20 protein-coding genes are annotated in these 19029 nt (G+C 57.2%); 17 read left to right on the forward strand and 3 right to left on the reverse strand.

Features of this window, described 5'->3' with window-relative positions:
- The first annotated feature begins 176 nt into the window (after positions 1 to 176).
- The 4 genes from cysJ to AC3WS9_RS04865 all read left to right on the forward strand — a co-directional run bounded on the left by cysJ (position 177) and on the right by AC3WS9_RS04865 (position 4940).
- A complete protein-coding gene (gene cysJ, locus AC3WS9_RS04850) occupies positions 177 to 1982 on the forward strand; it encodes an NADPH-dependent assimilatory sulfite reductase flavoprotein subunit (protein WP_492487019.1) in 1806 nt (601 codons plus the stop codon).
- On the forward strand, positions 1982 to 3694 hold the full coding sequence (cysI, locus tag AC3WS9_RS04855) for an assimilatory sulfite reductase (NADPH) hemoprotein subunit (protein WP_282492807.1): 1713 nt from the start codon (positions 1982 to 1984) through the stop codon (positions 3692 to 3694). Before cysJ ends, cysI begins: the two co-directional genes overlap by 1 nt.
- Positions 3695 to 3785: 91 nt before the next feature.
- On the forward strand, positions 3786 to 4520 hold the full coding sequence (gene cysH / locus AC3WS9_RS04860) for a phosphoadenosine phosphosulfate reductase (protein WP_492487022.1): 735 nt from the start codon (positions 3786 to 3788) through the stop codon (positions 4518 to 4520).
- 267 nt (positions 4521 to 4787) lie between these two features.
- A complete protein-coding gene (locus AC3WS9_RS04865; RefSeq protein ID WP_285144832.1) occupies positions 4788 to 4940 on the forward strand; it encodes a Hok/Gef family protein in 153 nt (50 codons plus the stop codon).
- Positions 4941 to 5011: 71 nt separating this feature from the next.
- On the opposite strand, the gene AC3WS9_RS04870 is transcribed toward AC3WS9_RS04865, so the two are convergent.
- The gene (locus tag AC3WS9_RS04870) at positions 5012 to 6055 is read right to left on the reverse strand and encodes an aminopeptidase (RefSeq protein ID WP_282492810.1); all 1044 of its coding nucleotides are present in this window, start codon (positions 6053 to 6055) and stop codon (positions 5012 to 5014) included.
- Between the two features lie 240 nt (positions 6056 to 6295).
- Here AC3WS9_RS04870 and cysG point away from each other — a divergent pair, with 240 nt between their 5' ends.
- The 13 genes from cysG to rpoS all read left to right on the forward strand — a co-directional run bounded on the left by cysG (position 6296) and on the right by rpoS (position 17298).
- Positions 6296 to 7654 carry a siroheme synthase CysG gene (cysG, locus tag AC3WS9_RS04875; protein ID WP_492487024.1) on the forward strand — a complete coding sequence of 453 codons (1359 nt, stop codon included), beginning with the start codon at positions 6296 to 6298 and terminating at the stop codon, positions 7652 to 7654.
- A 9-nt stretch (positions 7655 to 7663) separates the two neighbouring features.
- The gene (gene cysD / locus AC3WS9_RS04880) at positions 7664 to 8572 is read left to right on the forward strand and encodes a sulfate adenylyltransferase subunit CysD (RefSeq protein WP_095283121.1); all 909 of its coding nucleotides are present in this window, start codon (positions 7664 to 7666) and stop codon (positions 8570 to 8572) included.
- A 9-nt stretch (positions 8573 to 8581) separates the two neighbouring features.
- Positions 8582 to 10009 (forward strand): sulfate adenylyltransferase subunit CysN, encoded by a 1428-nt coding sequence (gene cysN / locus AC3WS9_RS04885; protein ID WP_492487026.1) that lies wholly within the window; start codon positions 8582 to 8584, stop codon positions 10007 to 10009.
- Positions 10009 to 10614 carry an adenylyl-sulfate kinase gene (cysC, locus tag AC3WS9_RS04890; protein ID WP_282492813.1) on the forward strand — a complete coding sequence of 202 codons (606 nt, stop codon included), beginning with the start codon at positions 10009 to 10011 and terminating at the stop codon, positions 10612 to 10614. The genes cysN and cysC overlap by 1 nt, the downstream gene beginning before the upstream one ends.
- 59 nt (positions 10615 to 10673) lie before the next feature.
- A complete protein-coding gene (locus AC3WS9_RS04895) occupies positions 10674 to 10997 on the forward strand; it encodes a DUF3561 family protein (protein WP_282492814.1) in 324 nt (107 codons plus the stop codon).
- A gap of 78 nt (positions 10998 to 11075) precedes the next feature.
- Positions 11076 to 11387 (forward strand): cell division protein FtsB, encoded by a 312-nt coding sequence (gene ftsB, locus AC3WS9_RS04900; RefSeq protein WP_100779135.1) that lies wholly within the window; start codon positions 11076 to 11078, stop codon positions 11385 to 11387.
- 19 nt (positions 11388 to 11406) lie between these two features.
- A complete protein-coding gene (gene ispD, locus AC3WS9_RS04905; RefSeq protein ID WP_492487029.1) occupies positions 11407 to 12117 on the forward strand; it encodes a 2-C-methyl-D-erythritol 4-phosphate cytidylyltransferase in 711 nt (236 codons plus the stop codon).
- Entirely contained in the window at positions 12117 to 12596 is a 480-nt protein-coding gene (ispF, locus tag AC3WS9_RS04910; protein WP_285144836.1) for a 2-C-methyl-D-erythritol 2,4-cyclodiphosphate synthase, read from the forward strand. Before ispD ends, ispF begins: the two co-directional genes overlap by 1 nt.
- The gene (gene truD / locus AC3WS9_RS04915; protein ID WP_492487032.1) at positions 12593 to 13642 is read left to right on the forward strand and encodes a tRNA pseudouridine(13) synthase TruD; all 1050 of its coding nucleotides are present in this window, start codon (positions 12593 to 12595) and stop codon (positions 13640 to 13642) included. Before ispF ends, truD begins: the two co-directional genes overlap by 4 nt.
- A complete protein-coding gene (gene surE, locus AC3WS9_RS04920) occupies positions 13623 to 14384 on the forward strand; it encodes a 5'/3'-nucleotidase SurE (protein WP_492487034.1) in 762 nt (253 codons plus the stop codon). The genes truD and surE overlap by 20 nt, the downstream gene beginning before the upstream one ends.
- Positions 14378 to 15004 (forward strand): protein-L-isoaspartate(D-aspartate) O-methyltransferase, encoded by a 627-nt coding sequence (locus AC3WS9_RS04925; protein ID WP_282492819.1) that lies wholly within the window; start codon positions 14378 to 14380, stop codon positions 15002 to 15004. The genes surE and AC3WS9_RS04925 overlap by 7 nt, the downstream gene beginning before the upstream one ends.
- Positions 15005 to 15120: 116 nt before the next feature.
- Complete coding sequence (nlpD, locus tag AC3WS9_RS04930) at positions 15121 to 16245, forward strand: murein hydrolase activator NlpD (protein WP_282492820.1); 1125 nt, start codon at positions 15121 to 15123, stop codon at positions 16243 to 16245.
- Between the two features lie 60 nt (positions 16246 to 16305).
- Positions 16306 to 17298, forward strand: coding sequence for an RNA polymerase sigma factor RpoS (gene rpoS / locus AC3WS9_RS04935; protein WP_095283101.1), 993 nt, complete (start codon positions 16306 to 16308; stop codon positions 17296 to 17298).
- A gap of 50 nt (positions 17299 to 17348) precedes the next feature.
- On the opposite strand, the gene AC3WS9_RS04940 is transcribed toward rpoS, so the two are convergent.
- Positions 17349 to 17726, reverse strand: a complete 378-nt coding sequence (locus AC3WS9_RS04940; RefSeq protein ID WP_492487037.1) for a DUF4440 domain-containing protein — start codon at positions 17724 to 17726, stop codon at positions 17349 to 17351.
- The gene (locus tag AC3WS9_RS04945) at positions 17723 to 18931 is read right to left on the reverse strand and encodes an MFS transporter (RefSeq protein ID WP_492487039.1); all 1209 of its coding nucleotides are present in this window, start codon (positions 18929 to 18931) and stop codon (positions 17723 to 17725) included. Before AC3WS9_RS04945 ends, AC3WS9_RS04940 begins: the two co-directional genes overlap by 4 nt.
- Positions 18932 to 19029: the final 98 nt, after the last annotated feature.

Raw genomic sequence — 19029 nt, forward strand, 5'->3', positions numbered from 1 at the left:
TTCAACAGGTTGCTTTATCGGTTTTAATGTTAAGAACCATGACTAAAAGCGGTTAGTTCTTTTGGTTATTTATTATTTCCATCCCTTCTTTAATTGTTATTATCCCCGCCGTTAACCTTATCTCTAGTTTGGTCTTTTTGCATAAATTCCGCTTTGCTACTGGAACATAACAACGCATGACAACACAGGCCCCACCTTCGAATTTGCTTCCCCTGAACCCGGAGCAACTGGCGCGCCTCCAGGCGGCCACCACTGATTTTTCACCCACCCAGCTCGCCTGGGTCTCCGGTTATTTCTGGGGAATGCTCAATCAACAGCCTGGGGCTGTGGCGACGGCTGCACCTGCCGCGGTGGAAATTCCGGCGATTACGCTGATTTCTGCGTCGCAAACGGGCAACGCCCGCCGCGTGGCAGAAGCGCTGCGCGACGACCTGCTGGCCGCCAAACTGAACGTGAACCTGGTCAACGCCGGGGATTATAAATTCAAACAAATCGCGTCGGAAAAACTGGTGGTCGTGGTGGCCTCCACGCAGGGCGAGGGCGAACCGGCGGAAGAAGCGGTTGCACTGCATAAATTCCTGTTCTCGAAAAAAGCGCCAAAACTCGACGGCACCGCGTTTGCGGTCTTTGGCCTCGGCGATACCTCCTATGAATTCTTCTGCCAGTCCGGCAAAGACTTCGACAGCAAACTGGCGGAGCTGGGCGCAGAGCGCCTGCTGGACCGCGTCGACGCTGACGTGGAATATCAGCCCGCCGCCGCTGAGTGGCGCGCACGCATCGTTGAGGTGCTGAAAGCACGCGTCCCGACGGAGTCCGCCGCGCAGGCCGCGGTGACCGCCTCGGGCGTGGTCAACGAGGTGCTGACCAGTCCGTACACCAAAGAAGAGCCGCTGACGGCGAGCCTGTCGGTAAACCAGAAAATCACCGGTCGCGACTCGGAGAAGGACGTTCGCCATATCGAAATCGATCTGGGGGATTCCGGTTTGCGCTATCAGCCTGGCGATGCGCTCGGCGTCTGGTATCAGAACGATCCAAAGCTTGTGAAAGAGCTGGTAGAGCTGCTGTGGCTGAAAGGCACCGAAACCGTCACTCATGACGGCAAAACCCTGCCGCTCTCCGAAGCGCTCCAGTGGCATTTCGAGCTGACGGTCAATACCGCGAACATCGTTGAGAATTACGCCACTCTGACGCGCAGCGAATCCCTGCTGCCGCTGGTGGGCGACAAAGCCAAACTCCAGCATTACGCGGCGACCACGCCGATTGTTGACATGGTGCGTTTTGCGCCAGCCCAGCTGGATGCCGAAGCACTCATCGGCCTGCTGCGTCCGCTGACGCCGCGCCTCTACTCCATCGCTTCATCGCAGGCGGAAGTGGAGAGCGAAGTGCACATCACCGTCGGCGCGGTACGCTTTGATATTGAAGGCCGTGCGCGCGCCGGTGGGGCATCCAGCTTCCTGGCCGATCGCGTCGAAGAAGAGGGCGAAGTGCGGGTGTTCATCGAGCACAACGACAACTTCCGTCTGCCGACCAACCCGGAAACACCGGTGATCATGATTGGTCCTGGCACCGGCATCGCGCCATTCCGCGCCTTCCTGCAGCAGCGCGCGGCGGATGAAGCGCCGGGCAAAAACTGGCTTTTCTTCGGCAACCCGCACTTTACGGAAGATTTCCTTTATCAGGTGGAGTGGCAACGCTACGTCAAAGAGGGCGTGCTGAACCGCATCGATCTGGCCTGGTCTCGCGACCAGAAACAAAAAATATACGTACAAGACAAACTGCGCGAACAGGGCGCAGAGCTGTGGGCATGGATCAATGACGGTGCCCATCTTTATGTCTGTGGCGACGCGAATCGCATGGCGAAAGACGTCGAGCAGGCTTTGCTGGAAGTGATTGCCGAATTCGGTGGTATGGATGCCGAAACGGCGGACGAATTTTTAAGTGAGCTGCGCGTAGAGCGCCGTTATCAGCGAGATGTCTACTAATGAGCGAAAAACACCCTGGCCCACTGGTGGTCGAAGGCAAACTGACGGACGCCGAGCGCATGAAGGTAGAGAGCAACTACCTGCGCGGCACCATTGCCGAAGATTTAAATGATGGTCTGACCGGCGGTTTCAAAGGCGACAACTTCCTGCTGATCCGCTTCCACGGCATGTACCAGCAGGACGACCGCGATATCCGCGCCGAGCGTGCTGAGCAAAAACTCGAACCCCGTCATGCGATGCTCCTGCGCTGTCGTCTGCCGGGTGGTGTCATCACCACGAAGCAGTGGCAGGCGATTGATAAGTTCGCCCACGACAACACCATTTACGGCAGCATTCGTCTGACCAACCGTCAGACCTTCCAGTTCCACGGCATTCTGAAGAAGAACGTCAAGCCGGTGCATCAGATGCTGCACTCCGTGGGCCTCGACGCGCTGGCGACCGCCAACGACATGAACCGTAACGTGCTTTGCACCTCGAACCCGTTCGAGTCCGAGCTGCACGCCGAAGCCTACGAATGGGCGAAAAAGATCTCTGAACATCTGCTGCCGCGCACTCGCGCTTATGCGGAGATTTGGCTCGATCAGGAGAAGGTCGCGACCACGGACGAAGAGCCGATCCTCGGTCAGACCTATCTGCCGCGTAAGTTCAAAACCACCGTGGTGATCCCGCCGCAGAACGATATCGATCTGCACGCCAACGACATGAACTTCGTGGCAATTGCCGAGAACGGCAAGCTGGTGGGCTTCAACCTGCTGGTGGGCGGCGGCCTGTCGATTGAGCACGGCAACAAGAAAACCTACGCCCGTACGGCGAGCGAGTTTGGCTACATCCCGCTGGAGCATACCCTGGCGGTGGCCGAAGCGGTGGTGACGACCCAGCGCGACTGGGGCAACCGTACGGATCGTAAAAACGCGAAAACCAAATACACCCTTGAGCGCGTCGGCGTGGAGACCTTCAAGGCGGAAGTGGAGCGTCGTGCAGGCATCACCTTCGCGCCGATCCGCCCGTACGAATTCACCGGTCGCGGCGATCGCATCGGCTGGGTGAAAGGCATCGACAATAAATGGCACCTGACGCTGTTTATCGAGAACGGTCGTATTCTGGATTATCCAGGCCGTCCGCTGAAAACCGGTCTGCTGGAAATTGCTAAGATCCATAAAGGCGAGTTCCGCATCACCGCGAACCAGAACCTGATCATTGCCGGGGTGCCGGAAAGCCAGAAAGCGAAGATTGAGAAGCTGGCGCGGGATCATACGCTGATGGATGCGGTGAAACCGCAGCGCGAAAATTCGATGGCCTGCGTCTCCTTCCCGACCTGTCCGCTGGCGATGGCCGAGGCCGAGCGTTTCCTGCCGTCGTTCACCGATAAAGTGGAAGCGGTGCTGGAGAAACACGGCATCGGTGACGAACACATTGTGATGCGCGTGACCGGCTGCCCGAACGGCTGTGGCCGTGCGCTGCTGGCGGAGCTGGGGCTGGTGGGGAAAGCGCCGGGACGCTACAACGTCCATCTTGGCGGTAACCGCAGCGGGACGCGCATTCCGCGCATGTATCGCGAAAACATTACCGAACCGGAAATCCTCGACTCCCTCGACGAACTGGTCGGACGCTGGGCGAAAGAGCGCGAAGCGGGTGAAGGCTTCGGCGACTTTACGGTGCGTGCGGGCATCGTCCGTCCGGTGCTCGATCCGGCGCGGGATTTCTGGGAGTAGTGCGGTCTGTTGCCCGGTGGCGCTAGCGCAGACGGTTTTTGTAGGCCTGATAAGCGAAGCGCCATCAGGCAACGCAAACAGTGAGGAACTTATGTCCAGACTCGATCTAAACGCCCTTAACGATCTGCCTAAAGTCGAACGCATTCTCGCGCTGGCAGTAACCAACGCCCAGCTGGAGAAACTCGACGCACAGGGCCGCGTCGCGTGGGCGCTGGAAAACCTGCCGGGCGACTATGTGCTCTCGTCGAGCTTTGGCATTCAGGCGGCGGTGAGTTTGCATCTGGTGAATCAGATCCGCCCGGACATTCCGGTGATCCTCACGGATACCGGCTACCTGTTCCCGGAAACCTATCAGTTCATCGATGAACTGACGGATAAGCTCAAACTGAATCTCAAGGTCTATCGCGCGGAGCAGAGCGCAGCGTGGCAGGAAGCGCGCTACGGTAAGCTGTGGGAGCAGGGCGTTGAGGGTATTGAGAAATACAATGAGCTCAACAAAGTCGAGCCGATGAATCGGGCGCTGAGTGAGCTGAACGCTAAAACCTGGTTTGCTGGTTTACGCCGCGAGCAGTCCGGCAGTCGGGCGAGTTTACCGGTACTGGGCATTCAGCGCGGGGTGTTTAAAGTCCTGCCGATTATCGACTGGGACAACCGCACCGTGTACCAGTATCTGCAACAGCACGGGCTGAAATACCATCCGCTGTGGGATCAGGGCTATCTGTCGGTGGGCGACACCCATACCACCCGCAAGTGGGAGCCGGGCATGGCGGAAGAAGAGACGCGCTTCTTCGGGCTCAAGCGTGAGTGCGGGCTGCACGAAGGGTAAGTTTTGAGTTGAAAGCTGTCTGATGCCTCCGTTTGTCATGAGCGGGGGCATTTTTATTGCGAGGCGCATTCTGCATTTAGCACAACAGGTTTGGGCAGGGACGGTGTGATACGTACTATGGCGGCGGGTGCTTGAGGCTAACTGGCTTTGAGCATTTTCAAGGTTCCAGTTAGGCGAAAGCCCCAGGAGATATTTCTATCCACCTGAGGCCAACGTCTAAACCCAGACAGTTTAGATGCTAGCCTCTTCTTTGCATGGAGGCAATACATGCTGACCAAATACGCCCTGGTGGCAATCATCGTGCTGTGTGCCACAGCATTAGGATTCACCTTGATGGTGCGAGACTCGCTTTGCGAGTTGAGTGTCAGAGAGCGTGGTATGGAGTTCAGAGCTGTTCTTGCTTGCGAACCGAAGAAGTAGCAACAACGCGGGGGTGACCCCGCGTATCGCGCTGTCAGGGTTTAACCTCATGCACCCATTCCCTTTTCTGCTCAGGCTTTCCCCGCTTTCGTCAGCTCCTTCACCAGCGGCAGCATCACTTTCACCACGTCACGGCTGCGATGTTCGATGCGCTGGGGCAGCGCCTGATCGATATGCTGCTGGTTGTCCAGCCTCACATCATGCCAGCTGGTGCCCTCGGGGAAAGCTTTGGATTTGTTGCGCTGTTGATAGCCATCTTTTTTGCCCAGAGACCAGTTCGTCGCCTCGACGTACAGCACCGGGATCCCCGCCTGATCAAAGACTTCGCCATCGCCGCAGCAGCCGGTGCCTTTCGGGTAATCAGGGTTACGCCCCGGATTGATCGCCGCCAGAATGCCCTGGCTGCGCGCAATGGCCAGCGCGCGGTCGCGCGTCAATTTGCGGACGGAATTCGGTGTGCTTTTGCCGCTGTTGAAATAGAGCTTATCGCCGACGATCAGGTTGTCGAGGTTAATAACCAGCAGGGTGTTTTTCTTCTCCGCCGCGCTCATGCGCGCCAGCAGATTTTCTGCGCCGAGTTTACCTTCCTCTTCGCCGCTGGTGGCGACGAAGCGAATCCCGTATTGGGTCGGAATGTCTTTCATGCGCTCGGCCAGCTCTAACATCACGCCAACACCGGCGGCATTATCGTCGATCCCCTGCAGCGTCAGTCCGCCGAGATTGTTGTCGGTGTCCGCATCGCTCATCGGCGCGAAGGTATCGAGATGCGCCATGATAATAATCTGCTGCGCCGTTTTGCCCTCATGCGCGGCGATAACCGTACTGCCGGTCACGTTGTGCCAGTTTTTGCTGTTATTGCGCGAGGTATAAATGTAGCGGCTGTGAAAGGCGCGAATATCGCTCTGGTAGCCCATCTGTGCAAACTGCTGGCGAACGTAATCCGCCGAGAGCATTTCTGCGGGCGTGCCCGTCATTCGGCCCGGGAACATGGTCGCAATATGGCGCGCCTGAGTGGATGCGATGTCACCCAACGGGTGAGTGGTTGCCTGAGCCGGGAGGATACAGCAAACGCCGAACGCCAGGGCAGCGATACGGTGGCGCATTGCGCGAAACATAGTGAGTCCTTAAAAAATAGAACAAAATTTTAACGCGCCTAGTATGAAACTGTGACCGCGCTTACACAATTTCATTTGCTCTTAAATGCCCGATATTTCGCGCGTTAAGCACTTTTTGATATTAGCTTTCCTGAGTCGTTATTCCATTGAGTAACTACTCATTCCAATTCGTAATTTCATTCACTCTAAGCCGCCCCCTATAGTCCCACTATTCCTGTTGTTGAGACGAGTTGCCCCATCGTGGACTATCTGCCGCTGTTTGCTTCATTAAAAGACCGTCCGGTGCTGGTTGTCGGGACGGGCGAAATCGCCGATCGCAAAATCGCTTTTTTACAGCGGGCGGGCGCGCAGGTGCAGATTGTCACAGCGTCAGAGTTTGATGAGTCACAGCTGGACCATGTGGTGCTGGTGATTGCCGCGACGGACGATCGCGCCCTGAACCGTCGGGTGTTCGACGCGGCCAATGCCCGCCACCGGCTGGTGAACGTGGTGGACGACGAGCCTTTGTGCTCGTTTATCTTCCCCTCGATTGTCGACCGTTCTCCGCTGCTGATTGCCATCTCCTCTGGCGGCAACGCGCCGGTACTGGCGCGTCTGCTGCGTGAAAAGCTCGAAGCGCTGTTGCCTACAAGCCTGGGCCGAATGGCGGAGATTGCGGGCAGTTTTCGTGAACGTCTGAAATCGCAGGTGACCACGACCGCCGGACGCCGCCGCTTCTGGGAACAGGCCTTCCGCGGACGTTTCGCCAGCCTGATGGCGGTGGGAAACGAACAGGCAGCCGAGCGCGAGCTGGAGCAGTCGCTTCAGGCTTCGGAAAAACAGCAGGGCGAAATTATTCTGGTCGGTGCCGGGCCGGGTGATGCCGGGCTGCTGACGCTGCGCGGTCTGCAGGTTATTCAGCAGGCAGACGTGGTCTTTTACGATCATCTGGTGAGCGACGAGGTGCGTGAGCTTATACGTCGCGATGCCGAGCAAATCTGCGTCGGTAAACGGGCGAGCGAGCACTCGGTGCCGCAGCACGAAACCAACCAGATGCTGATTGACGCCGCACTGGCCGGGAAAAGCGTGGTGCGTCTCAAAGGCGGTGACCCCTTTATCTTCGGGCGCGGCGGCGAAGAGCTGCAGGCAGCCGCGCAGGCGGGCGTGCCGTTCCAGGTCGTGCCTGGTATCACGGCCGCCTCTGCGGTGACGGCCTACGCCGGAATCCCGCTCACTCACCGCGATTATGTCCAGAGCGTGACATTCGTCACCGGGCATTACAAAGCCGACAGCACGCCGTTTGACTGGGCGCAGCTGGCGCAAAGTCGCCAGACGCTGGCGATCTATATGGGCACCATGAAAGCTGCTGACATCAGCGAACAATTGATTCGTCACGGGCGCGATAAGGCGACGCCAGTGGCGGTGATTTCACGCGGAACGCGTAGCGATCAGCATGTCGCGACCGGCACCTTACAACACCTTGCAAACCTGGCGAAAAATGCCCCCATGCCCGCCCTGATTGTGGTGGGAGAGGTGGTTGAGCTGCATCAGACGCTCGCCTGGTTTCAACACACAACCAACCCGGAAAGCTTTGGCTCTTCTGTGGTGAATCTGGCTTAAGGACTGGTTATGGACCAAAAACGACTGACCCACCTGCGGCAACTCGAAGCGGAAAGCATCCATATTATCCGCGAGGTGGCTGCCGAATTTTCGAACCCGGTGATGATGTACTCCATCGGCAAAGACTCCAGCGTCATGCTGCATCTGGCGCGTAAAGCCTTCTATCCGGGCACCTTGCCGTTCCCGCTGCTGCACGTCGATACCGGCTGGAAATTCCGCGAGATGTACGAGTTCCGCGACCGCACCGCGAAGGCCTACGGCTGCGAGCTGCTGGTGCACAAAAACCCGGAAGGGGTGGCGATGGGCATCAACCCGTTTGTCCACGGCAGCGCGAAACACACGGACATCATGAAAACCGAGGGGCTGAAACAGGCCCTGAACAAATACGGTTTTGATGCGGCCTTCGGCGGCGCACGTCGTGACGAAGAGAAATCCCGTGCCAAAGAGCGTATCTACTCTTTCCGCGACCGCTTCCACCGCTGGGATCCGAAAAACCAGCGCCCGGAGCTGTGGCACAACTACAACGGCCAGATCAACAAAGGCGAAAGCATCCGCGTCTTCCCGCTCTCCAACTGGACCGAGCTGGATATCTGGCAGTACATCTATCTGGAAAATATTGAAATCGTGCCACTGTACCTGGCGGCTGAGCGCCCGGTGCTGGAGCGCGACGGCATGCTGATGATGATCGACGACGATCGCATTGATTTGCAGCCGGGCGAAGTGATCAAGAAACAGATGGTGCGCTTCCGCACGCTGGGCTGCTGGCCGCTGACCGGCGCGGTGGAGTCGAACGCGCAGACGCTGCCGGAGATCATCGAAGAGATGCTGGTCTCCACCACCAGTGAGCGACAGGGGCGCATGATTGACCGCGACCAGGCAGGCTCAATGGAGCTGAAGAAACGTCAGGGTTATTTCTAAGGAGCCGCCATGAACACCACTATTGCACAACAAATTGCTGATGAAGGCGGCGTGGAAGCCTATCTGCACGCTCAGCAGCACAAAAGCCTGCTGCGCTTTCTGACCTGCGGCAGCGTCGATGACGGGAAAAGTACCCTGATTGGCCGCCTGCTGCACGACACGCGACAGATTTACGAAGACCAGCTCTCCTCCCTGCATAACGACAGCAAACGTCACGGCACGCAGGGAGAAAAACTCGACCTGGCCCTGCTGGTGGATGGCCTGCAGGCCGAGCGTGAGCAGGGGATTACCATCGACGTGGCGTACCGCTATTTCTCCACCGAGAAACGCAAATTCATCATCGCCGATACCCCAGGGCACGAGCAGTACACCCGCAATATGGCGACCGGCGCGTCGACCTGCGAACTGGCGATCCTGCTGATGGACGCGCGCAAAGGCGTGCTGGATCAGACCCGGCGCCACAGCTTTATCTCTACCCTGCTGGGCATCAAACACCTGGTGGTGGCGGTCAATAAAATGGATCTGGTGAATTTCAGCGAAGAGAAATTCAACGAGATCCGCGAGAGCTACCTGACCTTTGCCGCGCAGCTGCCGGGCAATCTGGATATCCGCTTCGTGCCGCTCTCCGCGCTGGAAGGCGACAACGTCGCCACCCAGAGCGTGAATATGCCGTGGTACAGCGGCCCGACGCTGCTCGAAGTGCTGGAAACCGTGGAAATCCAGCGCCCGGTGGAAAGCCAGCCGATGCGCTTCCCGGTGCAGTATGTGAACCGCCCGAACCTCGATTTCCGCGGTTTCTCCGGGACCATTGCCTCAGGCGTCGTTAAAGTCGGCCAGCGCGTGAAGGCGCTGCCGTCCGGTGTGGAGTCGACCATCGCCCGTATCGTGACCTTCGATGGCGATCTGCCGGAAGCAGGCGCGGGTGAAGCGGTTACCCTGGTGTTGAAGGATGAGATCGATATCAGCCGCGGCGATCTGCTGCTGGACGCGCAGGAGAGCGTGCCTGCCGTGCAGAGCGCCTCCCTGGACGTGGTGTGGATGGCGGAACAGCCGCTGACGGCGGGTCAGAGCTATGACATCAAAATCGCGGGCAAGAAAACCCGGGTGCGCGTGGATGGCATTCAGTATCAGGTGGACATCAACAATCTGGCGCAGCATCAGGTCACCGAGCTGCCGCTGAACGGGATTGGGCTAGTGGATCTCACCTTTGATGAGCCGCTGGTGCTCGACAAATATCAGCAAAACCCGGTGACGGGCGGGCTGATCTTTATCGACCGTCTGACCAACGTCACCGTCGGTGCCGGGATGGTGCGCGAACCACACGAGCAGGCGACCGCCGCGCCGTCTGAATTCAGCGCCTTTGAGCTGGAGCTGAACGCGCTGGTGCGCAAACACTTCCCGCACTGGGGCGCACGCGATTTGCTGGGGGGCAAATAATGGCCCAGCACGATGAGAACGTCGTCTGGCATCCTCACCCGGTGACGGTCAGCGCGCGCGAACAACTCCACGGTCACCGTGGGGTGGTGCTGTGGTTTACCGGGCTCTCCGGCTCGGGGAAATCCACCGTCGCCGGGGCGCTGGAGGAGGCGCTGCATAAGCAGGGTGTAAGCACTTATTTACTCGATGGTGACAACGTCCGTCACGGCCTGTGCAGCGATCTGGGCTTTAGCGACGAAGATCGCAAAGAGAATATTCGCCGCGTGGGTGAAGTGGCGAGCCTGATGGCCGATGCCGGTCTGGTGGTGTTAACCGCGTTTATCTCGCCCCATCGCGCTGAAAGGCAGATGGTGCGCGAGCGTGTGGGGCACGAGCGGTTTATCGAAGTGTTCGTCGATACGCCGCTTGAGGTGTGCGAAGCGCGCGATCCTAAGGGGCTGTATAAAAAAGCCCGGGCGGGAGAGCTGCGCAATTTCACCGGCATTGACTCGGTTTACGAAGCGCCTGAATCGCCAGAAATTCACCTGGAGGGTCAACAATTGGTAACAAATTTAGTAAGCCAATTATTAGACCTGCTCAGACGGGGCGATATTATCAGATCCTGAGACGGTATCGAACGGATAGCTCGCTGCCCGTAAGATGTGTCATGGTCACAGGAACTGCTATGCGTAACAGTGAGAATTACATTATCACCGGGTCGGAAACCGTATCGGCTGATGACGAGACGACCTGGTCACTTCCTGGGGCCGTGGTCGGCTTCGCCTCGTGGTTGCTGGCGCTCGGCATCCCGTTCGCGATCTATGGCCGCAATACGCTGTTTTTCTTCCTCTACACCTGGCCTTTCTTCCTGGCACTGATGCCCGTCGCGGTGGTGGTCGGCATTGCGCTGCACTCGCTGCTCAACGGGCGGCTGCTCTACAGCACCGTTATCACCATTGCTACAGTAGTGATCATCTTTGGCCTGCTGTTTTTATGGCTGATGGGCTAACTTAAGACATAATTAAAACCCCAGAGTAGAGTCGAACGGAAAGTTATGGGATGATGATGCCGTTTTTCAGGGGGCTGGATGGGTAAATTAACACTGCTGTTGCTGGCTTTGCTGGTCTGGCTGCAGTATTCGCTGTGGTTCGGTAAGAACGGTCTTCACGACTACAGCCGCGTCAATGACGACGTCACGGCACAGCAGGCAACGAACGCAAAACTTAAAGCGCGAAACGATCAACTTTTTGCTGAAATTGATGACCTCAATGGCGGGCAAGAGGCGATTGAGGAACGCGCACGTAACGAACTCAGCATGACCAAGCCGGGCGAAACCTTTTATCGTCTGGTGCCGGATGCGTCTAAACGCAGTCAGGGCTCAGCACAAAACAATCGATAATCAGGCCCAGGATTACGACATGGCAGTGACTTTTTCGGATGTATGCGCTGTGGTACCGGCAGCAGGTTTCGGTCGGCGCATGCAAACAGAGTGTCCTAAGCAGTACCTTTCCATTGGCGACAAAACGATCCTTGAACACTCCGTGGCTGCGCTGCTGGCGAACCCACGGGTGACGCGCGTCGTGATCGCCATCAGTCCGGGCGATGCCCGTTTTGCTGCGTTACCGCTGGCAAATCATCCACAGATTACCGTCGTTGATGGTGGCGCAGAGCGCGCCGACTCCGTTCTGGCTGGCCTTCGCGCCGCAGGTGATGCGCAGTGGGTGCTGGTGCATGACGCCGCTCGACCGTGTCTGCATCAGGACGATCTGGCCCGTTTGCTCAAACTCAGCGAAACCAGTACTACAGGCGGCATTCTGGCCTCGCCCGTGCGCGACACCATGAAACGCGCCGAGCCAGGCCAGCAGAAGATTGCCCATACCGTTGAGCGCGTCGATTTATGGCACGCGCTGACCCCCCAGTTTTTCCCCCGCGAACTGCTCAACAGCTGCTTAACCCGCGCGCTCAATGAAGGCGCAACCATCACCGACGAAGCGTCGGCGCTGGAGTATTGCGGTTACCACCCTGAGCTTGTTGAGGGGCGCGCTGATAATATAAAAGTGACGCGCCCGGAAGATTTACAGCTCGCGGAATTTTATCTTACCCGTACGATCCCTCAGGAGAAGGCATAATGCGAATTGGACACGGTTTTGACGTACACGCCTTTGGCGGCGTTGGCCCGATTATCATTGGCGGCGTACGCATTCCCTTTGAACAGGGCCTGCTGGCGCATTCTGATGGCGATGTCGCGCTGCATGCCTTAACCGACGCCCTGCTCGGCGCGGCGGCGCTTGGCGATATTGGCAAACTGTTCCCGGACACGGACCCGGCCTTTAAAGGCGCGGACAGCCGTGAGCTGCTGCGCGAAGCCTGGCGCCGCATTCAGGCCAAGGGTTACACCCTGGGCAACGTCGATGTGACCATCATCGCCCAGGCTCCGAAAATGCTGCCGCATATCCCGCAGATGCGCGTCTTTATCGCTGAAGATCTCGGTTGTCATATGGATGACGTCAACGTCAAAGCCACCACCACGGAAAAACTCGGATTTGTCGGGCGTGGCGAAGGTATCGCCTGCGAGGCCGTCGCGCTGCTGGTGAAGGCGGCCAAATGATCGAGTTTGATAACCTGACGTATCTGCACGGCAAACCCCAGGGCAATGGGCTGCTGAAAGCCAACCCGGAAGATTTCGTGGTCGTAGAAGACCTCGGATTCCAGCCGGACGGCGAAGGCGAACATGTGCTTGTTCGCATTCTGAAAAATGGCTGCAACACTCGATTTGTGGCCGATGCGCTGGCAAAATTCCTGAAGATCCACGCCCGTGAGGTGAGCTTTGCCGGGCAAAAAGATAAACACGCGGTCACGGAGCAGTGGCTGTGTGCGCGCGTGCCGGGCAATGTGATGCCTGATTTAAGCAAATTTGAGCTGGAAGGCTGTAAGGTGCTGGAGTACGCCCGCCACAAGCGCAAGCTGCGCCTGGGGGCGCTTCAGGGCAACGCCTTTACGCTGGTGCTGCGTGAAGTCACGAATCGCGATGACGTGGAAAAACGCCTGACCGCCATCAGCGAGCAGGGCGTACCGAACTATTTCGGCGCTCAGCGTTTTGGGCTGGGCGGCAGCAACCTGCAGGGCGCGCTGCGCTGGGCGCAGAGCAATGCCCCCGTGCGCGACAGGAATAAACGCAGTTTTTGGTTGTCGGCGGCCCGCAGTGCGTTGTTTAATCAGATTGTGAGCGAACGACTGAAAAAACCGGACGCGAATCAAGTTGTTGTCGGCGATGCGCTACAATTAGCGGGACGCGGCAGTTGGTTTGTGGCAACAAGCGACGAAATGGCCGATCTGCAGGCGCGCGTCGATAACAAAACGCTGATGATTACCGCCGCGCTGCCCGGCTCGGGAGAGTGGGGGCCGCAGGGCGATGCGCTTGTCGCAGAACAGGCAGCGGTAGCAGAAGAGACAGAATTACAATCACTGCTGGTGCGGGAGAAAGTCGAGGCGGCACGCCGTGCGATGCTGCTCTATCCGCAGCAGCTGAGCTGGAACTGGTGGGATGACGTCACCGTCGAATTACGTTTTTGGCTGCCGGCCGGGAGCTTTGCCACCAGTGTTGTCAGGGAACTAATCAATACGTCGGGTGACTATGCGAATATTGCTGAGTAACGATGATGGGATCCATGCGCCTGGCATTCAGACGCTGGCGAAACACCTGCGCGAATTTGCCGAGGTGCAGGTTGTTGCTCCCGATCGTAACCGCAGCGGTGCGTCCAACTCCTTAACGCTGGAATCATCCCTTCGTACTTTTACGTTTGATAATGGCGACATCGCGGTACAGATGGGGACGCCGACGGACTGCGTCTTCCTCGGCGTCAATGCGCTGATGCGCCCGCGCCCGGACGTAGTGGTGTCAGGCATCAATGCTGGCCCAAACCTGGGCGATGACGTGATTTACTCGGGCACGGTCGCAGCGGCCATGGAAGGGCGTCATCTCGGGTTCCCGGCGCTGGCGGTTTCTCTCAACGGCCATAAGCACTACGACACGGCGGCCGCCGTGACCTGCTCCATCCTGCGTGCGCTCAGCCGCGAGCCGCTGCGCACCGGACGTATTCTGAATATTAACGTGCCGGATCTGCCCCTTGAGGAGATCAAAGGCATTCGCGTGACGCGCTGCGGCAGCCGCCATCCGGCGGACAAAGTGATCCCGCAGCAGGATCCACTCGGAAACACCCTCTACTGGATTGGTCCGCCTGGCGAACAGTGCGACGCCGGGCCGGATACGGATTTTGCCGCCGTGGACGAAGGCTACGTTTCCGTCACGCCGCTGCACGTGGATTTAACCGCGTATAACGCGCAAGATGTGGTCTCAGGCTGGCTGGAACGTGCCGGGGTGAACACACAATGGTAAGTAAACGTGTACAAGCTCTTCTGAATCAATTACGCACTCAGGGCATCACCGACGAGCGTGTGCTTGAGGCTATCTCACAGGTACCGCGTGAGAAATTTGTGGATGAGGCGTTTGAACACAAAGCGTGGGAAAACGTGGCCTTGCCGATAGGGCAGGGGCAGACGATTTCGCAGCCGTACATGGTGGCGCGGATGACCGAATTGCTGGAGCTGACGCCGGAATCCCGCGTGCTGGAGATCGGCACCGGTTCAGGGTATCAGACGGCGATTCTGGCCCATCTCGTTCATCATGTCTGCTCCGTCGAGCGAATCAAAGGCTTGCAGTGGCACGCCCGCCGTCGCCTTAAACAGCTCGATTTACACAACGTTTCAACCCGTCACGGCGATGGTTGGCAGGGCTGGCAGGCCCGCGCACCGTTTGATGCCATTATCGTGACGGCAGCACCGCTTGAGATCCCGTCTGCGCTCCTGGCGCAGCTGGACGACGGCGGCATTCTCGTTTTGCCGGTGGGCGATGAACAACAGCTGCTTAAGCGTGTTTATCGACGGGGCGACGAGTTCATTATCGATACCGTAGAAGCCGTGCGCTTTGTGCCTCTGGTCAAAGGAGAGCTTGCCTGATACTCGGAATTTTCCAGGGTTATTCGGAAAAATTCAGCGTATGGTGTGGCGCAAAAGGTTCGAGCCATCACGGTTAATTTTAAGTCACTGGTAGTTAACACATTCCTGGGGGATAAATGAGCGCGGGAAGCCCGAAATTCACCATCAGCCGTGTTGCGGCATTGTCATTGGTTTCGCTTTGGCTGGCAGGTTGTACGAGTTCAAATAACGCCCCTGCGCCAGTGAGCTCAGTCGGCGGAAGCAGCAATTCGGGGAACACTTCCGGTGGAATGCTGATTACACCTCCGCCTAAAATGGGGACTGCGGCACCGCAGCAAACTCCGCAGATCCAGCCTGTTCACGTCCCGAGCACGCAGCCAACTCAGATTCAGCCAGTACAACAACCTGTGCAGACCGAAAATGGCCGTATAGTCTATAACCGCAAGTATGGGAACATTCCGAAAGGAAGTTATACCGGCGGCAGCACCTACACTGTGAAACGCGGCGACACCCTGTTCTATATCGCCTGGATCACCGGGAACGATTTCCGTGACCTCGCCCAGCGAAATAACGTGCAGGCCCCGTATGGTCTGGAAGTCGGGCAGACGCTCCAGGTGGGTAATGCCACCGGTACGCCACTGACGCCAGGCAACTCCGTTTCAGCGGCGGATGTCACCGCGCAAAATAACAGCGTTAAACCTGCGCAAAATACCAGCGCGGTGGTTGCTTCACAGCCAACAATTACGTATTCTGAGGATTCAGGTGAACAGAGTGCTAACAAAATGTTGCCGAATAATAAGCCGTCTGCGACTGTCGTCACAGCACCGGTGACGGCACCTGTGGTTAGCTCTTCCGTACCGACTGCCAGCAGTCAATCTTCCAGTGCGCCAATTTCAACCTGGCGCTGGCCGACTGATGGCAAGGTTATCGAGAACTTCTCTTCCTCCGAGGGGGGAAATAAAGGGATCGATATCGCAGGGAGTAAAGGACAGGCAATCATCGCGACCGCAGACGGACGCGTTGTGTATGCCGGTAATGCTCTGCGCGGTTACGGTAATCTTATTATCATCAAACACAACGATGATTACCTGAGTGCCTACGCCCATAACGATACAATGCTGGTCCGGGAGCAACAAGAAATCAAGGCGGGGCAAAAAATCGCTACCATGGGTAGCACCGGCACCAGTTCTACACGCTTGCATTTTGAAATTCGTTACAAGGGGAAATCCGTAAACCCGCTGCAATATTTACCGCAGCGATAATTTGACGGGGCATACCGCTTCAGGGTGTCTCGTTCAGGGATCACGGGTAGGAGCCACCTTATGAGTCAGAATACGCTGAAAGTTCATGATTTAAATGAAGACGCGGAATTTGATGAGAACGGAGCCGAGTCTTTTGATGAGAAAGCCTTGGTTGAAGAGGAACCCAGTGATAACGATTTAGCTGAAGAAGAGCTGTTATCGCAGGGCGCCACACAGCGTGTGCTTGACGCGACTCAGCTTTACCTTGGGGAGATTGGTTATTCCCCACTGTTAACGGCCGAAGAAGAAGTCTATTTCGCGCGTCGCGCATTGCGTGGAGATGTCGCCTCACGCCGCCGCATGATTGAAAGTAACCTGCGTCTGGTGGTGAAAATTGCTCGTCGTTACAGCAATCGTGGTCTGGCACTGCTGGATCTGATTGAAGAGGGCAACCTGGGCCTGATCCGCGCCGTTGAGAAGTTTGACCCAGAACGTGGGTTCCGTTTCTCTACGTACGCGACCTGGTGGATTCGTCAGACCATCGAACGGGCAATCATGAACCAAACCCGTACGATTCGCCTGCCGATTCACATCGTCAAAGAGTTGAACGTCTATCTGCGTACTGCGCGTGAGTTGTCCCATAAACTGGACCACGAGCCAAGTGCGGAAGAGATTGCCGAGCAGCTCGATAAACCGGTTGATGACGTAAGCCGTATGCTGCGTCTCAACGAGCGCATTACCTCCGTCGACACCCCGCTGGGTGGCGATTCCGAAAAAGCGCTGCTGGACATCCTGGCCGATGAAAAAGACAACGGTCCGGAAGACACCACGCAAGACGATGATATGAAACAGAGCATCGTCAAATGGCTGTTCGAACTGAACGCCAAACAGCGTGAAGTGCTGGCACGTCGTTTCGGTCTGTTGGGGTATGAAGCTGCGACACTGGAAGATGTGGGCCGTGAAATTGGCCTGACTCGTGAACGTGTTCGTCAGATTCAGGTAGAAGGTTTGCGTCGCCTGCGTGAAATCCTGCAGGGGCAAGGGCTGAATATCGAAGCGCTGTTCCGCGAATAAGCGAGTTTTCATCTAAAAGAGGCCCGTCGAGAGACGGGCCTTTTTCTTTTCTATCCCTGGGCCGTTTCGTGAAGATGACGCCAGAGCACACTTTCGCCTTGTTTGATCAACAGCACCGTAGACCATCGCACGGTGGTGGCGGCTGAAGGCTGACTTTGAATCTCCCGATACCGTAGCGCGGCACCTTCTGGCCATGTTTCCAGCACTTCCACGCAGTCCACGGTAATGGACAGCCCCGGACGGCCTCCTCGCTGCGACAAAAAGAACCCTTTCAGGGTGGGATAATCCAGACAAGCGCCGGTTAATGTCACCATGCTGAATGTTTCGCTGAAGTGGGCCATCAGCGCTTCGTGATCGCCTGCGCCTTTCCCTAGCCAGTTTTCAATGGCGACATGCGTCTCAATGATTTTATTTTCGAATGTATTCATGATGTTTCCTTATGAAGATGCATAAGCACCTGTTGGTTGTTGAGGCGCAGCGCACTCATGATGGGCAAAAGCGTGATTACGGATGACAAAATAAACACCCCATGCCAGGCCTGAGCAGGGGTGAAAACCTGTTGCAGCGTACTGAGTATCAGCGCCAGCAGCGTCGCGCCAAGAAAGAAACTCAGCTGACGATTAAAGTTCCAAAGGGCGCTGGCATCCGGCATCTCTTCAAAGGCAACATTGAGAAATGCGGTGCTCTGAGCTGTGCTACTGCACAGACTGCCACCTGCGCCCATCAGGACGAAGAGGGCAATAGTGAGTGATTCGGGCGTGGCGGCAGAGACTGTCGTCAAACCCGCGATTCCGGCTGCCTGCAACAGACCGCCGGTGATAATGAGCGGGCGAGGGCCAAGGCGGTTGAAATATTTTCCGGTGGCTGAAATGGCGATAAACGAAGCGAGGGACCAGGGAAGCATAAGCGCACCGGTCGCCGCCGGGGTCATCTTCGCCACGCTTTGCAGGTAAAAAAGGCCGACCACATTCACGCCGATGAATATCCCCGGCACGCACAGATAGACCAGCATTGAGAAACGCAGCAGCGGGTCGGACAACAGGGGGAAATGCAGCAACCTTGCAGGGCCGGGCGGAGCAGTCTCGTTTTTAAGCCACAGACAAGCCAGGAGTAGCGTGATAACGGCAAGCGGCAGTGGGGCGAAAAAAATCCATCGCCAGTGAAAGAACTGAATCAGAACGCCACCCAGTGGAGGGGCGCACGCAGGTGCGAGAAGTGCGACCAGCATTACCGCCGTCGATAAACCAGCCCGTTCGTGCGGTTTAAACTGTTGCCATGCCAGCGCCTGTCCAACAGGGATGAGTAATCCACCGCCAGCACCCTGTAAAACGCGCCAGAAGATCAGGTGATTTAACGAGTCAGACATACCGGCAGCAGTGGCCGCGACACAAAACAGGGTCAGAGAAAGAATGAAAAGCCGCTTTGCACCCAGGCGGCGGGTGATGAGAGCACTAAAAGGGATGACCAGCGTCATGCCCGCAATATATCCGTTGCTGACCCATGCCAGCGCCGGGGCGGATGAATGAAACGCCACGGCCATTGTCGGGAACGCGACGCTGGCGATGAACATATTGATGAGATCGAGAAAAAAGCCCAGCAGAAACACGATGGCGACTTTACTACGGTATGCCATGTTTTACCCTCCGTTAAGGAGCGGTAATGTATCTGTCTGAAAGCGAGGGATAAACGGCGTCCCTGGCGATATACTGTCAAAATAATTTTGACAGTAAT

The sequence above is a fragment of the Lelliottia sp. EB106-05-01-XG201 genome (genome assembly GCF_058791735.1).